Origin of the sequence: Oceaniferula spumae, assembly GCF_042849255.1 — a bacterium.
Taxonomy (GTDB): domain Bacteria; phylum Verrucomicrobiota; class Verrucomicrobiia; order Verrucomicrobiales; family Akkermansiaceae; genus Oceaniferula; species Oceaniferula spumae.
On the sequence record NZ_AP026866.1, the window covers coordinates 3,207,635 to 3,225,353 of the forward strand.

The window sequence follows — 17,719 nt, forward strand, 5'->3', positions numbered from 1 at the left end:
GCGATTTAGACGGTCATCAGTTCCTTTTCCTTCTGCACCAGATGTTCATCAATCTCTTTGATAAACTTATCGGTGAGTTCTTGGACGGATGCTTCGTGATCGTGCTGGCCGTCCTCGGTGAGTTCGTTGGCGGCTTTCATTTTCTTGGCGGCATCGATGCCATCCTTGCGGCATGCGCGGACTCGGACGCGTCCTTCCTCAGCGAGGGACCTGACCATTTTCACCATGTCCTTGCGGCGTTCTTCGGAGAGTTCCGGGACTGGGAGGCGGAGGAGTTTGCCTTCGTTGGATGGGTTCAGACCGACCTTGCTTTCGAGGATAGCTTTTTCGATGTCTTTGGAAGTGGAGGGATCGAACGGCTGGATGACGATCATTCGTGGTTCTGGCACGGTGATGACGGCGAGGCCTTTGAGTTTCATCGAGCTTCCGTAGCTGGAGACATTGACATCGATGTTTTCAATCAGAGCGGGGCTGGCTTTACCGGTGCGCACGGCGGCGAATTCATGGATGATGTATTCGACGGCTTTCTGCATGTTTTCCTCGGTCTCGAGAAGGGCTGTTGCTGGATCCATTGTATTAAGTGGTTAGTTGTCTGGTTTGAGATGTAGTTAGATGTGGCTGTTAGCCTTTGTAAATGATCGTGCCGATGTCGCCTCCCGCGAGCGCCTTGGTGATGTTTCCGTCGCCATTGATATCGAAGACGATGATCGGGATATTATTGTCCTTACACAGGGTGAAGGCAGTGGAGTCCATGACTTTGAGATTCTTGCTGAGGCATTCTTGGAAAGTGACTGCCTCGTAGCGCACGGCGTCGGGATTTTTCTTGGGGTCTGAGCAGTAGACACCGTCGACCATGGTGGCCTTCATGATGGCGTCCGCATTCATCTCGCTGGCGCGGAGGGCGGCTGTGGTATCCGTCGAGAAAAACGGGCTGCCGGTTCCGGCGGCAAAAATGACCACGGTGCCGGCAGAAAGTTGGCGGTTGGCTTTACGGCGGATGAACGGCTCGGCGACGTTTTTCATCTCGATCGCCGACTGCACGATGCACGGAACATCTTCGGCTTCCAGGGCACTCTGCAGAGCGAGAGCGTTCATCACCGTGGCGAGCATGCCAACATAGTCAGCCGTTGCCCGGTCCATTCCGCGGGCACTGGCAGAGGCACCGCGCCAAAAGTTACCACCCCCACAAACGACACCGATTTCTACATCAGAACTGATCGCCTTTTTAATCTCCTTGGCCACTCGCTCGACGATTTCCGGGGAAATATTGTCTTGGCTGCCGGGCTCTCTCAGGGCTTCGCCACTGAGTTTTAAAATAACGCGTTTAAAATTACGATCTTCGGTGGGGCTACTCATGGTGTTGGGGGAAGAATCAAGAATGGAGAATCAAGAGTCAAGAAGCAATGGAGGGAAGTGTTTCCGCCATGAATAGCTCAATGGAAAACTGATGACACCAAAGCTGTTAGTCAGAGTATTTGGCAAACCGTAATGAATGGCTCCGAGGCAGCAGATTGCGGCCAATCTGCCCTACCATTCGTCCGTTTCCGCTATACAAGTCCATCTTTACGCGCCTGTTTCCAGTAAGCGTATTCGGAGCGGTTGAAGTCGATGTATTCCGGGGAAAGATCGCTGGAGTAGACTTCGTATTCGGCTTTCCCTTGGTGGAGATTGATGGTGATGGTGAACTCGTCTTTGGCGACGATGTTGCGCAGGGTTTCCATCGGGGTCTTGGCCTGGAGTCCGCCGAGGCAGGCGGGCTTGCCGTTGATGTGGATGTCGATGAGTTCTTCCCTGACCATGGCACGCGAGTAACCGACAGCATGGATGATGCGTCCCCAGTTAGGGTCGTTGCCATTCCATGAACTTTTTACCAAGGCCGAGTTGGCTACGGCTTCGGCCACCTTTTTGGCATCGAGATAAGTTTTGGCTCCTTTGACTTCGACGGTGACAAATTTGGATACCCGTTCGCCGTCACGGACCAGGGACTTGGCCATTTTCAACATCACGTAGCCGATGGCTTCACGAAGCTGGCGGCACTCTTTGCTGTTGCGTTTGATCGACGGCATACCGCTCTGGCCGTTGGCGAGCACGATGACGGTGTCGTTGGTGCTCATGTCGCCGTCGATGGTGATGCGGTTGAAGGATGATTCAACGGCTTCCTGGACTGCCTTTTGTAAACATGACTTACTGACTTTGGCGTCAGTGGTGATGAAGCAGAGCATGGTGGCCATGCTCGGACAGATCATACCGGCACCCTTGGCACAGGCACCGATGCGGACACGGTGTTCACCGAGGTCAAAGGCGATGGCGATTTCCTTTTTACAGGTATCGCTGGTCATGATCGCACGAGCGACATCTTCGCCATTCTTGGGTCCAAGGTTTTGAACGAGCTCGGGCAGCTTGGGTTCGATGCGGGCCATTGGCATGGGTAAACCAATGACACCGGTGGAGCAGATCGCGACTTGGCGCTGGCGAAGTCCGAGCCCTTTGGCCACGATGTTTGCTGTTTTCCGTGCATCGCTGATGCCTTCAACGCCGGTGCAGGCATTGGCATTTCCGCTGTTAGCGACGATGGCTTGTACCGCATCGGCCTTGATGTAAGCCTGGGAAACTTTGACTGGTGCGGCTTTTACCCGGTTGGTGGTAAAAGTTCCTGCGGCTGTGCAGGGCGAGTCCGAGTAAATCAGAGCGAGGTCCAGCCGAGGGTCATCCGGATTCTTGATGCCCGCACTAACAGCAGCCGCTTGAAAACCTCGGGGGGCGCATACACCTCCTTTGATTTTCTTGATGGCGGCTTTGAATGGCATGGTGGTTAGGGGGAATTAGAGGCTGGGAAAACGAAGGGTAGAATAGGGAGTCGGGGAAAGAGCCTGAACCTATTCTAAAAGTTTTGCAATCCGTCAGTTTCAGAAAATCCACAAAGGATGTTGAAATTCTGCACAGCCTGACCACCTGCGCCTTTTCCGAGATTGTCTTCGGCGCTCAATAACAGAACACGGCCGGTGCGTTCATCGTAGTTCCAACCGATGTCGATGAAATTGGTTCCTGTGACGTTCTTGGTATCGGCACAGCCGCCTTTTCCTAACAAACGGACGAAGTGCTCGTCAGCGTATGCCTTTTCAAGCGCAGCATTCACCTGCTCAGGTGATCCTGTTAGCTTAGCGCTGGTGGTGGAGCAGATGCCGTTGTGCACGGGTACCAAGTGAGGTGTGAATGAGATCACGACCTTTTCTTCCGCGGCCTTGCTGAGCTCTTGTTCGATTTCAGAGAGGTGGCGATGTTTCGGCACACCGTAGGCGCGCACGCTTTCGTTGCACTCGCAGAAGATCAACGAGAGGTCTGCCTTCCGCCCGGCACCACTGACACCGGACATGGAGCAGGTGACGATGCTGTTAGGATCGATGAGCTTTTCGCGCAGCAGTGGGATCAAAGGCAGGCTGATGCTGGTGGGGTAGCAGCCGGGTGCGGCGATGAGTCGGGCATCCTTGGTGGCTTCCCGATGAACTTCCGGCAGGCCGTAAACAGCTTCCTGGAGAAGCTCGGGTGCAGGGTGATCGTCACCATAAAATTCCTTATAAACAGCCGGATCCTCGAGACGGAAATCCGCGCTCAGGTCGATGATTTTCAGACCGAGATCAAGCAAGCTGGACGCATAGCCAGCGGCCACGCCGTGGGGCAGGGCAAGAAAAGCGACCTCAGCTCCCGTGGCTGCGATCTCCTCGCCGCTGGGATCCATGAATTTCAGATCAGCTGAATCCGCGCCATTGAAGCGGGGAAAGACCTCGCCGATGCTGCGTCCGGCATTTTGGCGCGAGGTCACACACACCAGCTCGGCATGAGGATGGGTGAGCAGCAGGCGTAGGAGCTCCAGGCCGGTATAGCCGCTGGCTCCGATGACGGCGATCTTGACGCGTTTCATGGGCGGATGGGAATGCCACGAAAATCTGTGCTTGCCAACCCTGAAGTGATGAGCTTAATTGCGCCCCCCTGCTTGGCGAAGTGAAATTTTCCAAGCGAATATATGACCGGGACTTGGCGCAGTTTGGTAGCGCGCTTCGCTGGGGGTGAAGAGGTCGCAGGTTCGAATCCTGTAGTCCCGACCATTTTAAAACGAGGCTGTCTTCGGATAGCCTCGTTTTTTATGACACACGAATTCCTATCACTATGTCCGACAGCACACCTACGACCGAAGAAATCCGCATTCTGATTTCTGACCGGTTATTTCCGCTCAATGAGAACTTCGCGGCCGATGCGGATCTCTATGCCGAGGGGCTTGATTCTATGGCTCTGATGCAGCTCATCCTTGGGCTTGAGCAGGAGTTCGGTGTGCAAGTGCTGCCCGAGGATCTGGACCGTGAGCATTTTAAGACCTTGCAAGCCATCGCCCAGCTAGTGGAGACTAAGCGCAATGGCGGCGAGTAACGACAGGCAGGCAGACATCGTAGTCATCGGAGGCGGGAGTGCCGGTATTTGTGCAGCTGTAGCGGCAGCGCGGAATGGTTCGGATGTTGTCTTGTTAGAGAAATCGCCACTGCTAGGAGGCATGGGGAGTCTCGCCTTTGTACACACTTTCTGCGGACTCTACATGCCAGATGTTTCACAACCTCCTGAATTGGCAAATCCAGGTCTGCCCACTGAGATCGAGGGTTTGATGCGTAGCCATACCAACCAGAGCACGCCGGTAAAAATGGGGCGCGTCTATGTGCTGCCGCAGCAACCGGATGTGTATGACCGCATCGCGAAAAAACTGACAGCTGAAGCAGGAGTGGATGTGATGCTGGACTGTGCTTGCAAAGGTATCACGCGAGACGAGGAAGGTTTTTCTGTGGCACTTGGCGACGGGGTGATCCGGTGTCGTAGTGTGGTCGATTGTTCAGCGGATGCGGTGGTGGCTGGGTTTTTAGGGGCTACGCGAGTCAAGGTGGAGTCCAATCAATTACAGCGGCCGGCGATGATTTTTTCTATCAATCAAGTCGGTGACGAGGCGGCAGACGATCGTTTTCGCATGCGCTTAGCTCTGGACCTGGTGCATGCGGTGAAGGATGGCACTCTGCCTGAGGAAATCCTTGGAGCCACGATCCGCGAATCCCCACAGCGGGGTGAGTATTTTGTCAGTATCGATCTCGACGGTGGTCAGTGGGACCCGACGGACGAGCGGTCAAAAGCGGAAGCAAAAGCCGTGGGTGAAAAATTGAGTCGCAAACTCTGTGATTTCCTGCGCGTCAGATATGATTTTTTCAAAGACGCCACCGATCCGGTGTTTGCACCCTCACTGGGAGTGCGTGAGTCTTTTCGCTGGTTAGGACAACATGAACTCAGCGAGCGGGAATTGATCGATGGAGTGGACTTCACTGATACGGTGGCCCGTGCGACTTGGCCGATCGAACTACGAGAGGATGCCCGTGGTCCCAAGTTTCGCTATTTTGCAGAAAACAAACCTTCTAACATCCCCCTGAGGTCGTTGGTCAGTGAGGAGGTTCCGGGTGTCTATTTTGCAGGTCGCTGTCTCTCGGCCAGCCATGAGGCCTTGGCCTCGGTACGGGTGATGGGAACTTGTTTTGCCACCGGGCAAGCGGCTGGAATTGCGGCCACGCTCTATGCAGAAGGAGTGACCGATGTCGGGCTGCAAGCGCAGAAGATCCGTGAACAACTGGGATTTTCTTAGACTTCCTTTTTTGAGAAGGCGGAGCGCTCGAAGACGAGATAAACGCCCCCGACCAGTCCCCAGAAGACATGGAAGAGGAAACCGATCAGGGAGGCCGATACTGCCGAGCTGGTATCAATGCCCGCCAGTTCACTGATGAGGAAATCAAATGCGCGTTCGCGAACCCCAAGCCCGGAAATGCTGATGGGCAGCGCGCTGACGACATCAACGATGGGCATGACCGTGAAGATGGTGCTGGCCGCAACTTGTTCGCCGATGGTTCTCAAGGCCGCATAGAATGCGAGGAAATAGGTGGCAGAGAGAGCGAACGAGGCGGCCAAGGAAATGGCACCCGCTTTCCAGTTGGATCTGAAAATATTCAGCGACGATGTGATCGACTCGATATGTTTGTTCGTCGCCATCCGTGGCAGTTTGGCTCTGAAGCTCACCAGCACGTTGTCAGAGCTGATGGCGAACATGCCGAAGATGAATAACAAGCCGACGCCTTGGAAGATGGTGGTGGCGATAAATGCCTGACGGACTCCGAAGTTTTCAGTGGCCTGCACAGTGCCGAAGCACCAGGCGAAGATGAGGAAGATCATGCCGCCGGAAACAAATCCCACCAAGTGATCGACCATGACGGTCATGGTGATCACCACCTTCTTGTCAGGAAAGCGGCGCATCACGCTGATCATTTTCATCGCATCACCTGCGGCAGTGCCGAAAGAGGCGACGTTGAACAGCGCGGCGATGAGGGTGAGTTTTCCAATGTAGGAAAAGCTGACATCGATCGATTGGGCACGCAGCAGCACATACCATCGCAACGCAGATGCCAGCACCGTGATGCCAGCGAGAGTGAGCCCGGTGCTCAGCCAGAATGGTGAGGAGAGGGCGAGGCGGAAATTTTCACCCAGTGCGGCTTTGTCCTCTACTTGACTGAACGCCCAGTAAAGAAAGACAGAGGTGCCGATGAGTTTCAGCAGAAAGAGCGCGATGCTTTTAGGCCCGATCTTTTTTTTCGGGCGATCAAGCTCCAGTGACGGCTCTTCAGACATCACTTAGTGTGGGGATACCCTAGGCTTTAGCTGGAGCAGTATCCGAGCCATTGATCGCGTTGGCGATGGTCTTGACGGATTTGAGAACGTCCTTGGCGGCTTCTGCGTCGGAAATTTTCAGACCGAAATGTTTTTCAATCGCAACCACCAGTTGCAGCGCGTCCACAGAGTCGAGGCCGAGGCTGTCCGGTCCCATGAGAGGAGTTTCATCGCCGATTTCATCACTGGTGACATCGAGCATGAGCTCATCCACGAGGACGTCTTTGATCTGTTGGTTGAGAGCGGAGGTATCAGACATAACGGTATTAAAAGATGCCGCCATCGATTTTCAGCGGGGCCCCGGTGATATAGCTGGCTTCCGGGTTTGCAAGGAAAAAAACGGCACTGGCAATCTCTTCGGGCCGGGCGAAACGGCGCATGGGAATGCTCTTTTTGATCGCCTTGGCCTTCTCGGGATCCATGTCATCGAGAGCGTTGGTTTCGACATAACCAGGGCAAATGCAGTTCACCGTGATGCCCATGCGGGCGACTTCTTTGGCGAGACTCTGGGTCATCGCAACCATACCGGCCTTGGCGGCGGAATAGTTTGTCTGCCCGAGCGGTGCCATCAGCGCGCTGAGTGAGGAGATGTTGATGATACGACCGAAGCGCTTCTCCATCATGCCGCGGATGACCGCTTGGGAGCCGAGGAAAGCGGCGTTGAGATTGGAATCGATGACACTGTGCCACGACTCTTTTGGCATGGTAGCGAGCAGATGGTCATCGTGGTGGCCGGCGTTATTTACGAGCACGGAGACTTTTCGTTCGTCGGAATTGATGGACTCGATGGCGGTTTTCCAATCGGCTTCACTGGTGACGTCGAGCGTAACAGCTGCAGACCTCTCGGGGAATTCTGCGATCAAAGCATCGGCCTGGTCGCGATTTGAGCGAACCCCGAGGTAGACGAAACAGCTGTCGTCTTTAGTCAGGAAATAACGGGCGATGCCAAGTCCGAGGCCTCCATTGGCGCCGGTGATGAGAATGCAGAGTGCGGGTTTTTCCATGTGTCTGTTAGCTGTTTTTGAATCTGGCGGCGTAGGCGTGTTGATTGCCGCCGGTGGCAAAGACAACAGCGGCATCATGACCATTTTTCAAGGCTTCAAGTGCCACCACAGTTTGAAATCCGCAGTTGGCTCCCATGCCGCTGCCGAGAGTGGCCAGTGGGCTAATGCGTCTGCCGGACCAGCCGCTGGTGGCTTCGTTTTCATCTCGGTCCAGTTTGGAAATGCCAGTCATGCCATCGACTAACAGATCGGTGTCGGCGTCTTTTTCAATCGCCCATGCTGATTTGATAGCTTCGCGTTTTTCATCTCGCGATGTGTAGTCGAATGGCCCCAGCAGTGACTCCAGTTGAATGTCCGACGGCTTATTTTCAACATACAACGCCGCAGCTCCTTCGGTGGCTTTCAAGTCGCGCGAGTAATAGGAAAGTCCCTCGCAGCTTAACCAATCGATTTCTTCAGCGCAGAGGATCAGACATCCGTCGACTTGGTCGGTGTCGAGCCAACCGCGTGCGACGTCGATGGCGGAGAACCACGCAGAGGAATCTCCTAACAGAGTGTAAGCAGGGCCGTCACATCCGAGATAGGCAGCCACATGACTGGCAGGTGCATTGAAAACGGTTTCGGGGAAAATAATGGGACTCGCGAGGGCCGGATCGTTCAGAGCCTCGGTGTAGAATCGATTGGAGTAGTTGACGCATCCGTTGATGAACGAGACCACAATTCCGAGCCTGAACTCGTGGTTTTGAATCTTCTTGATGCGATCCTCACCGAGCGCTTCGACCGCTGCGGTGATGGCAAATTTACTAACCCCGCTGGCGCGTCTAAGCCGTGGGTGCTTTGGCATCGCTCCTCGCAGTGCCAGCTGGTCCACGGGGCGGATATCGTAGCTGACGGTCTGATCCTCCACCTTGCGTTCCAACTGTGTGAATGGAATGGTCACTTGGTCGGTACATGCCTGATAGAGCGATGCAGCATCAAGTCCGGCGGCGGAAACGCTGCCGTAGCCGTGGATGAAAAGCGGAGATTGCACGGGAGTGTCGATGATGGGCAAGGTGTTAGGTTTTTCTGCGGAAAATCAGAGTGGCGTTACAACCTCCGAAACCAAAGGAATTCGTCAGCACCGTATCGAGCTTCGCTTCGCGTGGTTCAGTCACCAGATCGAATTTACAAGCGGGATCGGGAGTGCGGATGTTCAGGCTGGCTGGCACGGATTGGCTTTCCAGAGCGAGCAGGCAGATGGCCGACTCGATCGCACCAGCGCCGCCAAGTGAGTGACCCATGGCGGACTTGGTTGAACTGACCATGATGTTCTTGGCATGATCGCCAGCCCAATGGCAGATGGCATTGGCCTCGGCGACATCATTGAGTGGTGTGCCGGTGCCGTGGGAGTTGATATACTGGATTTCCGAAGGCTGGATATTGCCGTCGCGACAAGCCTGCCCCATGGAGCTGATCGCCGCATTTCCCTCAGGGTGAGGTTGGGTCAGGTGATGCAGATCTGTCGCCATGCCGTAGCCACAGACTTCAGCGATAGGTGTCGCGCCACGTGCGAGCATTGATTCCTCAGATTCTAACACCATCATGGCTGCAGCCTCACCAATGGCGAGGCCGTCTCGGTCAGCGTCGAACGGGCGGGGGATGCCAGACTGGCAGAGTGCCTGCAAGGAGCCGAAGCCGGTGAACACCATTTCCGAGAGAGCATCATAGCCCCCTGCGAGTGCGATCTGTTTTTTACCGGACTTGATGAGTTGATAGGCGTGACCGATGGCATTGGCCCCTGACGCGCAGGCATTGGAAATGATCTGAGTGTGGCCGCGGAACCCAAGTCCACGCTGGACAGTGGCAGCAGACCGCTGGGGCTGGTAGTGCTCTACCCGAGAAAACTGGCCGCGTCGGTTCAGTGGCAAGGTGTTTGCCTGGCGGTAGTAGTGTTCGCCGAGCGGCATGGCTCCAGCGGATGTGCCGACGACAAATGGGATGCCTTCAGGCACCTCGCTCAGGCCAGCATCACGCAATGCCTCACCAGTGGCATGCATCAGGATTTTGCCACCACGATCGAGCCGTTTCATTTCCTTCTCGCTGAGTTGGTGATGATCCGAGCAGTCGTCGAGATTGATCATACCGGCGGTCTTGACCCGTTGCCGACTGCAATCAAAGAGTTTCACCTCGCTGAAGTGGTTTTTTCCTTCCTTGAGGGATTTTATATGAGTCTCCCGATCATGGCCCAGAGGGGAAATCATGCCCATGCCGGTGATGAAAACTCGGTTGGAGGAAGAAGCTTCGGCGGAGGGTGAGGACATGCGGTCGGTGAAAATGTGGGTGTGAGTCAGGAGAGATTCTTTACCTGCTCTTGGCAAGTTATATCGAACATGCTAGCTCAGTGTCAAATGTTGTACGAAAGATGGACGGGGATTCTCGATAAACGCAGACACGATCTTGCGCTCAGACACCCTGACCTAGCGGATGGTTGGACCTTCGATCAGCTCGATCAAGAGGCTCAGAAAATAGTCCTGCCCGAATCAGGTCCCATCGTGGCCAATGGCGATGATCCGCTTTTCATCCCCACCGTACTCGCAGCTTGGGCCAAGCGCCGCCCCGTTCTCATTCAGGAGCAAAAAAAGCAGGTGCCGATGGAAATCCACACCGACCTGCCCAATGACATCGCCCTGATCAAGCAGTCCTGCGGAGCTTCCGGAATAGAGCGCAGTCTGTTCTATGGTGAAACCCGTCTATTGGCCGAGGGCATGCGCAACATCCACGCGCTGGAATCACTCGGCATGACTTCCGATTGTCGAAGCCTCGGAGCCATCTCACTCGCGCATTCCTACGGCTTCGGTTGTCTGGTTCTGCCCTTGCTTCTTGCCGGTATCCCGCTCGATGTGCTTTCCGGTCCGCTGCCAATGTTTGTTCAGCAAGGACTCGATCGTGGACCGGAAAAATCCTTCTTTCTCCCCGGAGTCCCCGCGCTTTGGAAAACATGGTGGCTGACAAAAATTCTCCATCACCCGTCTATCCGCATCGCCGTTTCGGCCGGGGCACCACTATCGCTGGAGCTGGAGCAAGGCATTTGGAACGACACCGGATTGAAGGTCCACAACTTCTACGGCACCGGAGAAACGGGAGCCGTCACCTGCGATTTTACCAATGAACCTCGAACTGAAACATCTCTGCTCGGCACCATCTTGCCAGGGATCGATGTGAAAACTGATGCCGACCAGCGCATATACGTAAAGACCGACGCCACCGCACGTTTTGCCGACCGCCTTCTCACGCCCGATGAATTTACCGAGCCATACTACCGCACCATGGACATCGGAGAAGTTCGCGGCAACGAACTCCACTGGCACACTCACACAGGTGAGGCCATCAACGTAGCTGGACGCAAAGTCAGTCCCGCGAAAATCGAGCGCGCCTGTCTGTCTCTAACAGGTGTGACGAATGCGAAAGTAACCAGCCAACGCAGCCGCGATTTCGAACGCTTCGAGGAAGTGAAAGTCGCTGTTCAGTTAGAGCCCGAATGCGATCTCAAAGCACTCAAACATCACGCCGCCGAAATCCTCGACAGCTGGGAAATGCCGCGTCATTGGGAGTTGCTTCCGGACTAGAGGGGGTAGGTTTTTATGAGTTCTGAATGATCCGTTCACACACCAAAACTGCTAATCATGTGCAATGAGCTTCGGTCTGGGAAATTGATTGGATACTTCTTTGCCATTCCGTGCTCCATTGTGACGCTGGTGTCATTCTATCAGTCAGGAAATTCTCTTGGTTTTCTACTATTGGCATTCGTATTCGGACTGGGGGCAGCTGTGGGGTTGAACTTGTTGTTGCATCCCAAGACCCTTGTGAGCGTGAATGACAATGTGCTCGAACTTTACTCGGGGAGCCTGTTTCGGAACAACAAACTTATCGTTGTGCCTCTCGACAATCTCGCAAGGTTTGAGGTGCGAACTGTCACGGATCTCGATGGCTCCTCATGGATTTTATCTTTGTATTTATACCAAGAGCAGAGCATTTCTAAAGAAGCGAAAGACTGGATTGCAAGCACGGTGCCGGATAGTGTCACAAGACAAGCGAGTGATACCACGATTCATTGGAGTCTTACTTGGCCCGAGGGCGGTGTTAAGGGAGCCGAACAAAAATTGAGAGAGTTGATTGGCGGCTAAGACCCGCTCAGCATCACGATGCCGCTGGCGATCTGGTCTCCATTTTCAACGGTCACTTTGCCGGAAATTTGGATCAATGTGCCTAGACGGCCTTCCACTTTCACTTCGACGACGAGCGTTTGCCCCGGAGTTGCGGTTCCGAGGATTTTCGCGTTTTTGACGGAGGTCAGTCGCATGTCGTTCAGCCTAGGTTGCTCTGGATCCGACTGCGCTGCCACGCCACCGAGCTGGGCGATGGCTTCGATCATGATTACACCCGGCCACATCGGATTGTTAGGAAAATGGCCTTCGAGAAAGGCTTCATCGCCGGAAATCTGGTAGGTGCCTGTGGCTCCAACGCCGGGCTCGAGGTCAGTGACATTTTGAATGAAACGGAAGGACGGGCCGTGTGGCAGGAGGTCTAGTTCTTGTTGATGAGACATGATCAGATATGGTTAGGTGATGGACGGTGAGTTCTTCCAAGTATCATATGCAGTTTGATAATTGTCGATGGAGTGTTGCTTGGAAACGATCAGCCCGGGGGATCGGGTAGCGGTTTCGTGAACGATGACTTTTTTCCCCGCAGCCTCAGCCTTCTCCCTGCGGACTTGGTTGAGTTCGTTGGTCACAACATTGTGCAGAGCGCTCCAGCATGAGATGAAATTGGTGAATCGGGACCACTTTTTAACGCGAGGCGGATTGCAGATGATCCGGTGGATGATGATGATATCGATTTCATCATCATGAATCCATTGCTCGAAAGGAGCGCCATCGGTGAATCCACCATCGAGGTAGTATTCCCCATCGATTTCTTGTGAACTGATGATCGGAGCCGCAGCGCAGGAGGCCACAATGAAGGACGCGAGATCGCCTTCGTGAATGAGTTGGCGCTCTTGGCGGGTGACATTGGTCACGCCGATGCCGAGATGGGCGTTCCGAGTTTTTTCAATGCGATCAACAGGCAATGTCCGGCGCAGGTGAGCCACTGCGCGATGGCCTGCAATGATGCCGTGCCCGAGATAGGCCCCAAAGACCGCAGGTCCACGCAGCAGAATGCGCCACTCCCGAAAAGCTCTCTGGAGTTTTCGATCCAAGACGAATTCCTTCAACGCCTCATGCTCAAGACCGCTCGCGTAGGCGGATGCGACCAGTGCCCCAGATGAGGATCCGGACACTTTCAGCGGGCGGATTCCTGAATCTAACAATGAGTTGATGAAGCCGGCATGCGCAAAAAAACCGAGGAATGAGGACTCCAAAGCCACCGCTACCTTGGCCTCATTGAGAGAGCCGACCGTTGAAGGTTGTTCGTTGATATGAGGAGGCATGGGTGAGTAGAGCAGGCGGCGTTGCCGACTGTGATTAGGGAAGCAGTGCGAGAGAAGAGTCACAACAGCAAAATCAACACAAGTGCCATCAGGCTTGGCAGAAAGACAAAATCGAAGCACACTATCTTCAGCGATGAGCGACAAGGAACCCACAACACCGAAACCGGAGGATAACCAGGAGAGCACTCTGGCCGCACTCCGGTCGCGCGTGACGTTGATGAGTTCGGTCCAGTTTGGTATTCTGCTGCTGGCCGGTGCTTATACCTTGTATTTCATTCGTCCGGTTCTGCTGCCTGTGATTCTTGCGCTGTTGCTCACCTTGGTGCTGAAGCCGATTCATCGGGTGCTGTGCCAATGGATCAAGATTCCAGCTCCGCTTGCGGCAGCGTTCATTATGCTCGGCGTTGTCAGCGGCGTGACCACGGGTATCTATTATCTGTCGGCTCCAGCGATCGAATACACCGACGAACTGCGCAATGAGATCGTCAAAACGCGGCTCAAGAATGTTTTCCAGCCTATTTCCAAAATCCAGGCAGAGGTGAGTCAGGTGGCCACTGAGGTCGGAAAAATCACCACGCCCGAAGTAGTAGAGGGTGATGGCACTGACGAGCTCGATGAGGATAAGGAGGATGCGGAAAAGAAAGGTTCCCCTAAATCTCAAAAATCATCAAAGAAGAAAAGCCCGCCCGAACCCACTAAAAAACTGGTGATGAATGGCGAGGAAATGGGGACTTTACCGGCAAGCACCTCTGAAACCGTACCCGTGGAGGTCAAGCTCAGTAAGAGCCCGATGGAGGATCTGTATCAAACGGCCAAAGACGTCGTCTATCATCTGGTGATCACCATGACGTTGGTATTTTTCCTGCTCGCCTACGGGGATAAAATGATCGAGCGGATCACCGAGGTCGATGTCACGGCCGCGCTCATGGATGAGCTGACCAATGAAATTTCACGTTACATGTTTACCATCACCCTGATTAACATGGTGCTGGGATTGGTTACCGGTACGGCGATGTGGCTGTTAGGTATGCCCAACCCACTGCTCTGGGGGGTGATGGCTGCGATCCTGAACTACATACCCTACATCGGGGCTCTTTGTGGCGCGGCGATAGTCTTCATCGTGGCTGCGACGAATTTTGACTCCACTCTGACGATCATCATGATTCCGGCGGTCTATTATGCCATCACCGTGATGGAGGGCAATTTCATCACTCCAGCGGTGCTGGGTAAGAGTTTCATCGTGAACCCGATCATTGTGTTTGTTTGGGTTCTCTGTTGGGCTGCACTGTGGGGGATTCCGGGTATGCTGATCGGCTTGCCCATTCTGATGGTTTGCAGAATTATCTGCTCCAAGTTTCCCAGCTTTCAGCGAGTGGAACGCATTATCTCGTCCTCATAAGTTTGGTTGCGTGAATTAAAAAAGGATCGTCCCTGACCCGTCGGGTATGATAATTTCCCCGAAATGAAGGCAACGCACATCTCCGAAGTTTCCGATCAAACCCGCTACGGTGGTGTGGTCGGCACGGTGATCTTTGCCTGTGGGGCGGTTTATTCCTTGGCTTTTTGGCTGATAGGGGCGGCATTTCTCTACATTTTCAGTGCGGTCACAGCCCCTTTTATGTCCCGAGCCGCTCACCGGAATCTGGGGCACCGGACATTGGGCTGCCTGTTCCGTGGCTTCTTCAATGGACTTGTTTGGCTGGGAGTGGTGAAAATTGAGGACGAGGCACTCGATGCCGTGAGTCAGACTGACGGACCATTGATCGTCGCCAGTAACCACCCTTCTCTTTGGGATGCTCCGCTATTGATCAGGAAATTCGTTACCGTCAGCTGCATCATGAAAGCTGAGATTACCAATAACCCGATCTTGTTAGGTGGATCGCGCTTCGCCGGGTTTGTACCGAATCGTCCCAAGCTCGATATGGTGCGCACCGCTGTCGGCTACCTCAATGCCGGTGGACGGTTGCTGCTTTTCCCAGAAGGCACGCGCACGCGTGACGAGAGTAAGCGAGTCAACCAGTTCCGCCCGGGTCTCGCTCTGCTTTCCAAAAGTGCCAAATGTCCCATCCTCCCGGTGTTTCTCCAGATGAACTCACCCTTTTTGCAAAAGGGCTGGCCTGCTTGGAAAATGCCCCCCATGCCGATTGTGGTGACCGCAGAGGTGGGGGATCTGCAACATCCGGAGGTAGCGGAAAATACCCATGAGTATTCCACACGATTGGAAAAGTATTTCCGCGAGGAACTGCGCCATCGTTTTCCAAGATAATCACATTGATGCGTTTATTGGTTGCCATATGATGCCGCGAGAGGCCATGAACAGTGCGCCCCACTAATTTATGAGAGCCTGTGTCATGATCCCGTCCTATAATACCGGACCTTTGTTAGAGAAGACGGTACGAGGGGCGCTGGCAGTTTGGCAAGATGTGTTTGTCATCGTCGACGGCAGCACAGACGGAAGCGCGGATGACTTGGAAAAAGTCGCAGCTGGCCCAGATCAACGGCTGCGTGTGCATCGACTTCCAGAGAATCAAGGCAAAGGCTCAGCAGTTCTGAAGGGGCTGGAACTAGCTCTCGAGGAGGGGTTCACCCACGCACTGGCTATGGATGCGGATGGCCAACACCCGGCGGATTACATCGCTCACTACATGGCCGCGGGGGAAAAATACCCAGAGGCGTTAGTGCTCGGTCAGCCTGTCTTTGATGCCTCGGCACCGGCATTGCGCGTCAATGGAAGAAAGGTTTCTAACTGGTGGGCCAACTTTGTCACCGGCTGGTGGGGGATCAAGGATTCCTTGTTTGGCATGCGACTCTATCCGCTGGTGCCGTTGAAAAAGGCATTTGCCTCGACGCTGTTTGCCAGGCGATTCGATTTCGATCCTGAAGTCGTGATTCGCATGTGCTGGCGGGGCACCCCCTTATTGAATCTTCCCACTCCCGTGAAATATCTCACCGAGGAAGAAGGTGGCGTGAGCCAGTTCAGATACCTTAGAGACAACACCCTGCTCACATGGATGTATTTCCGGCTCCTCATCGGGGCGATTATCAGATCGCCATTTTTGTTCGTTCGTATTCTTAAGGGAGGCAACCCACTGAAAGGTATTAAATTGTAATCATGACTGACCGAGTAAGTATCGCGCGGAAAATTTCAGCACTCTGTGCCGACCGTGGTTTGCGTTTCTATACCAAGGCGAAGCTACTGTCAGATCCTCTCTATGGAGGAGTGCTGGCTGAGTTGAAGAGCAGCGAGCGACCTTTGTTGGATGTTGGCTGCGGCATTGGTATCCTCGGTCTTTATCTTCGCGAGAATGGCTGGGATGCTGAAGTTTCCGGTTTCGATTATGATGACGAGAAGATCGAGCAAGGCTTGGAAATCATCAAGCGTGGTGGCTACGAGCGGATATCGCTCGCCCAAGGTGACGCTCGCACAGAGCTTCCTGAACATTCTGGGAATGTGACCATTCTGGATATTCTCCAATTCTTCACACCTGAGGAACAAAAGAAGCTGCTTCGTGTCGCAGGCTCAAAGGTCAAACCCGGTGGCAAATTTATCATCCGAAGTGGTTTGAAGGAGAAGAGTGTCAGGTTTTTCATCACTTGGATTGGTGACTTGATCGCTAAAGGCACCTTCTGGATGAAGGCGGCTCCCACGCATTATCCAACCGCACAATTTTTCCGTGAGCAGTTAGAGAGTGGTGGCTTCGAGGTGGAAATCCGCCCCTTCTGGGGAAAGACGCCATTTAATAACTACCTCATCGTGGCTACTCGCCAGCCTCAGTCGGCTGAAGCGGGTCAATAAACTTCCAGCCCTTATCTGAAGCGCGATCGAGGATGGCCTCTACAACCTCACGGGCTACGGGTGTCGATTCATGAGCAAGCACGATGGTGCCGGGAGCCATGGTCTTGTGCAGCCGCTCCACAATGTCCTCAAGATCGGTTGAAACACCATCCAGCCCTCGCGAAGTCCAGCCAACCAGTCGCATGCCGAAGCGCCGGAGCACTGGATGAACAAAAATATTGTGATGGCCTACCGGGGCGCGAAAAATGGTAGGAGCATTGCCGGTGATGGTTTTTATGGAGCTTTGACACCGACTGATTTCACGAAAGGTGCGCACTGGTCCGAGACACCAGAATGTGCCTTGGGGATGACTGTGGGTGTGGTTGGCCAGTTGGTGACCCTCCGCCACGATTTGTCGGATCAAGTCCGGGTGTTGGTCGGCCTTTTCTCCAATCACGAAAAAAGTCGCCTTCACACCACGCTCTCGCAGAAGCTCCAGAACGGCGGGTGTATCAACTGGGTCTGGCCCATCGTCTAATGTTAGCCAGATTTTGTTAGATGGCACTGTTCTCTGCAGAGCTCCGAATAGACTGGAGTTAGGGTTCAGCGTTCCCCAGAGGATGGGTGTGACGAGCAGCACATGCAGCCCTGTACCGAGCCAAAAATGCCCACTGAGCATCAAGCCGATGCCGGCCAAGTAGAGCACGACCATTAGTGCCAATCTCACGATGTTCG

Annotated in this window: 20 protein-coding genes and 1 tRNA gene; 9 read left to right on the plus strand and 12 right to left on the minus strand. The window is 54.1% G+C overall.

Annotated elements, in window-relative coordinates:
* Positions 1-5: 5 nt before the first annotated feature.
* From frr to argC, 4 genes are all read right to left on the minus strand, one after another.
* On the minus strand, positions 6-572 hold the full coding sequence (frr, locus tag ACSPJT_RS13590) for a ribosome recycling factor (RefSeq protein ID WP_435893103.1): 567 nt from the start codon (positions 570-572) through the stop codon (positions 6-8).
* Positions 573-621: 49 nt separating this feature from the next.
* Positions 622-1,356 (minus strand): UMP kinase, encoded by a 735-nt coding sequence (gene pyrH, locus ACSPJT_RS13595; RefSeq protein WP_435893104.1) that lies wholly within the window; start codon positions 1,354-1,356, stop codon positions 622-624.
* A 191-nt stretch (positions 1,357-1,547) separates the two neighbouring features.
* Positions 1,548-2,807, minus strand: coding sequence for a bifunctional glutamate N-acetyltransferase/amino-acid acetyltransferase ArgJ (gene argJ / locus ACSPJT_RS13600; protein ID WP_435893105.1), 1,260 nt, complete (start codon positions 2,805-2,807; stop codon positions 1,548-1,550).
* A 74-nt stretch (positions 2,808-2,881) separates the two neighbouring features.
* On the minus strand, positions 2,882-3,919 hold the full coding sequence (gene argC / locus ACSPJT_RS13605; protein ID WP_435893106.1) for an N-acetyl-gamma-glutamyl-phosphate reductase: 1,038 nt from the start codon (positions 3,917-3,919) through the stop codon (positions 2,882-2,884).
* Positions 3,920-4,026: 107 nt separating this feature from the next.
* On the opposite strand from argC, the gene ACSPJT_RS13610 reads away from it, so the two are divergent.
* The 3 genes from ACSPJT_RS13610 (at position 4,027) to ACSPJT_RS13620 (ending at position 5,665) form a co-directional block, all read left to right on the plus strand.
* Positions 4,027-4,103, plus strand: a tRNA-Pro gene (locus ACSPJT_RS13610).
* A 61-nt stretch (positions 4,104-4,164) separates the two neighbouring features.
* Positions 4,165-4,422, plus strand: a complete 258-nt coding sequence (locus ACSPJT_RS13615) for a phosphopantetheine-binding protein (RefSeq protein ID WP_435893107.1) — start codon at positions 4,165-4,167, stop codon at positions 4,420-4,422.
* Complete coding sequence (locus ACSPJT_RS13620) at positions 4,409-5,665, plus strand: FAD-dependent oxidoreductase (protein WP_435893108.1); 1,257 nt, start codon at positions 4,409-4,411, stop codon at positions 5,663-5,665. Before ACSPJT_RS13615 ends, ACSPJT_RS13620 begins: the two co-directional genes overlap by 14 nt.
* Here the strand turns inward: ACSPJT_RS13620 and ACSPJT_RS13625 are convergent.
* The 5 genes from ACSPJT_RS13625 to ACSPJT_RS13645 are packed head-to-tail and all read right to left on the minus strand — an operon-like array spanning position 5,662 to position 10,042.
* A complete protein-coding gene (locus ACSPJT_RS13625) occupies positions 5,662-6,699 on the minus strand; it encodes a lysylphosphatidylglycerol synthase transmembrane domain-containing protein (protein WP_435893109.1) in 1,038 nt (345 codons plus the stop codon). The two genes, ACSPJT_RS13620 and ACSPJT_RS13625, sit on opposite strands and share 4 nt — an antisense overlap.
* A 19-nt stretch (positions 6,700-6,718) precedes the next feature.
* Entirely contained in the window at positions 6,719-6,997 is a 279-nt protein-coding gene (locus tag ACSPJT_RS13630; RefSeq protein WP_435893110.1) for an acyl carrier protein, read from the minus strand.
* 7 nt (positions 6,998-7,004) lie between these two features.
* Positions 7,005-7,742 (minus strand): SDR family oxidoreductase, encoded by a 738-nt coding sequence (locus ACSPJT_RS13635; RefSeq protein ID WP_435893111.1) that lies wholly within the window; start codon positions 7,740-7,742, stop codon positions 7,005-7,007.
* 7 nt (positions 7,743-7,749) lie between these two features.
* Positions 7,750-8,793, minus strand: a complete 1,044-nt coding sequence (locus ACSPJT_RS13640; RefSeq protein ID WP_435893112.1) for a beta-ketoacyl synthase N-terminal-like domain-containing protein — start codon at positions 8,791-8,793, stop codon at positions 7,750-7,752.
* A gap of 4 nt (positions 8,794-8,797) precedes the next feature.
* On the minus strand, positions 8,798-10,042 hold the full coding sequence (locus ACSPJT_RS13645) for a beta-ketoacyl-[acyl-carrier-protein] synthase family protein (RefSeq protein WP_435893113.1): 1,245 nt from the start codon (positions 10,040-10,042) through the stop codon (positions 8,798-8,800).
* An 87-nt stretch (positions 10,043-10,129) separates the two neighbouring features.
* Between ACSPJT_RS13645 and ACSPJT_RS13650 the strand changes: the two genes are divergently transcribed.
* Positions 10,130-11,347: an AMP-binding protein gene (locus ACSPJT_RS13650; RefSeq protein ID WP_435893114.1), complete on the plus strand. Its 1,218-nt coding sequence runs from the start codon at positions 10,130-10,132 to the stop codon at positions 11,345-11,347.
* 57 nt (positions 11,348-11,404) lie between these two features.
* On the plus strand, positions 11,405-11,905 hold the full coding sequence (locus ACSPJT_RS13655) for a hypothetical protein (RefSeq protein ID WP_435893115.1): 501 nt from the start codon (positions 11,405-11,407) through the stop codon (positions 11,903-11,905).
* Here ACSPJT_RS13655 and ACSPJT_RS13660 read toward each other — a convergent pair.
* Positions 11,902-12,327, minus strand: a complete 426-nt coding sequence (locus tag ACSPJT_RS13660) for a 3-hydroxyacyl-ACP dehydratase FabZ family protein (protein WP_435893116.1) — start codon at positions 12,325-12,327, stop codon at positions 11,902-11,904. The genes ACSPJT_RS13655 and ACSPJT_RS13660 overlap by 4 nt on opposite strands.
* A gap of 12 nt (positions 12,328-12,339) precedes the next feature.
* Entirely contained in the window at positions 12,340-13,209 is an 870-nt protein-coding gene (locus ACSPJT_RS13665) for a patatin-like phospholipase family protein (protein WP_435893117.1), read from the minus strand.
* 133 nt (positions 13,210-13,342) lie between these two features.
* Here ACSPJT_RS13665 and ACSPJT_RS13670 point away from each other — a divergent pair, with 133 nt between their 5' ends.
* The 4 genes from ACSPJT_RS13670 to ACSPJT_RS13685 all read left to right on the plus strand — a co-directional run bounded on the left by ACSPJT_RS13670 (position 13,343) and on the right by ACSPJT_RS13685 (position 17,005).
* Positions 13,343-14,608 (plus strand): AI-2E family transporter, encoded by a 1,266-nt coding sequence (locus ACSPJT_RS13670; RefSeq protein WP_435893118.1) that lies wholly within the window; start codon positions 13,343-13,345, stop codon positions 14,606-14,608.
* A 63-nt stretch (positions 14,609-14,671) separates the two neighbouring features.
* Entirely contained in the window at positions 14,672-15,475 is an 804-nt protein-coding gene (locus ACSPJT_RS13675) for a lysophospholipid acyltransferase family protein (protein ID WP_435893119.1), read from the plus strand.
* Positions 15,476-15,560: 85 nt separating this feature from the next.
* Positions 15,561-16,319, plus strand: coding sequence for a glycosyltransferase family 2 protein (locus ACSPJT_RS13680; protein WP_435893120.1), 759 nt, complete (start codon positions 15,561-15,563; stop codon positions 16,317-16,319).
* A gap of 2 nt (positions 16,320-16,321) precedes the next feature.
* Positions 16,322-17,005: a class I SAM-dependent methyltransferase gene (locus tag ACSPJT_RS13685; RefSeq protein WP_435893121.1), complete on the plus strand. Its 684-nt coding sequence runs from the start codon at positions 16,322-16,324 to the stop codon at positions 17,003-17,005.
* Here the strand turns inward: ACSPJT_RS13685 and ACSPJT_RS13690 are convergent.
* Positions 16,968-17,711, minus strand: coding sequence for a polysaccharide deacetylase family protein (locus ACSPJT_RS13690; protein ID WP_435893122.1), 744 nt, complete (start codon positions 17,709-17,711; stop codon positions 16,968-16,970). The two genes, ACSPJT_RS13685 and ACSPJT_RS13690, sit on opposite strands and share 38 nt — an antisense overlap.
* Positions 17,712-17,719: the final 8 nt, after the last annotated feature.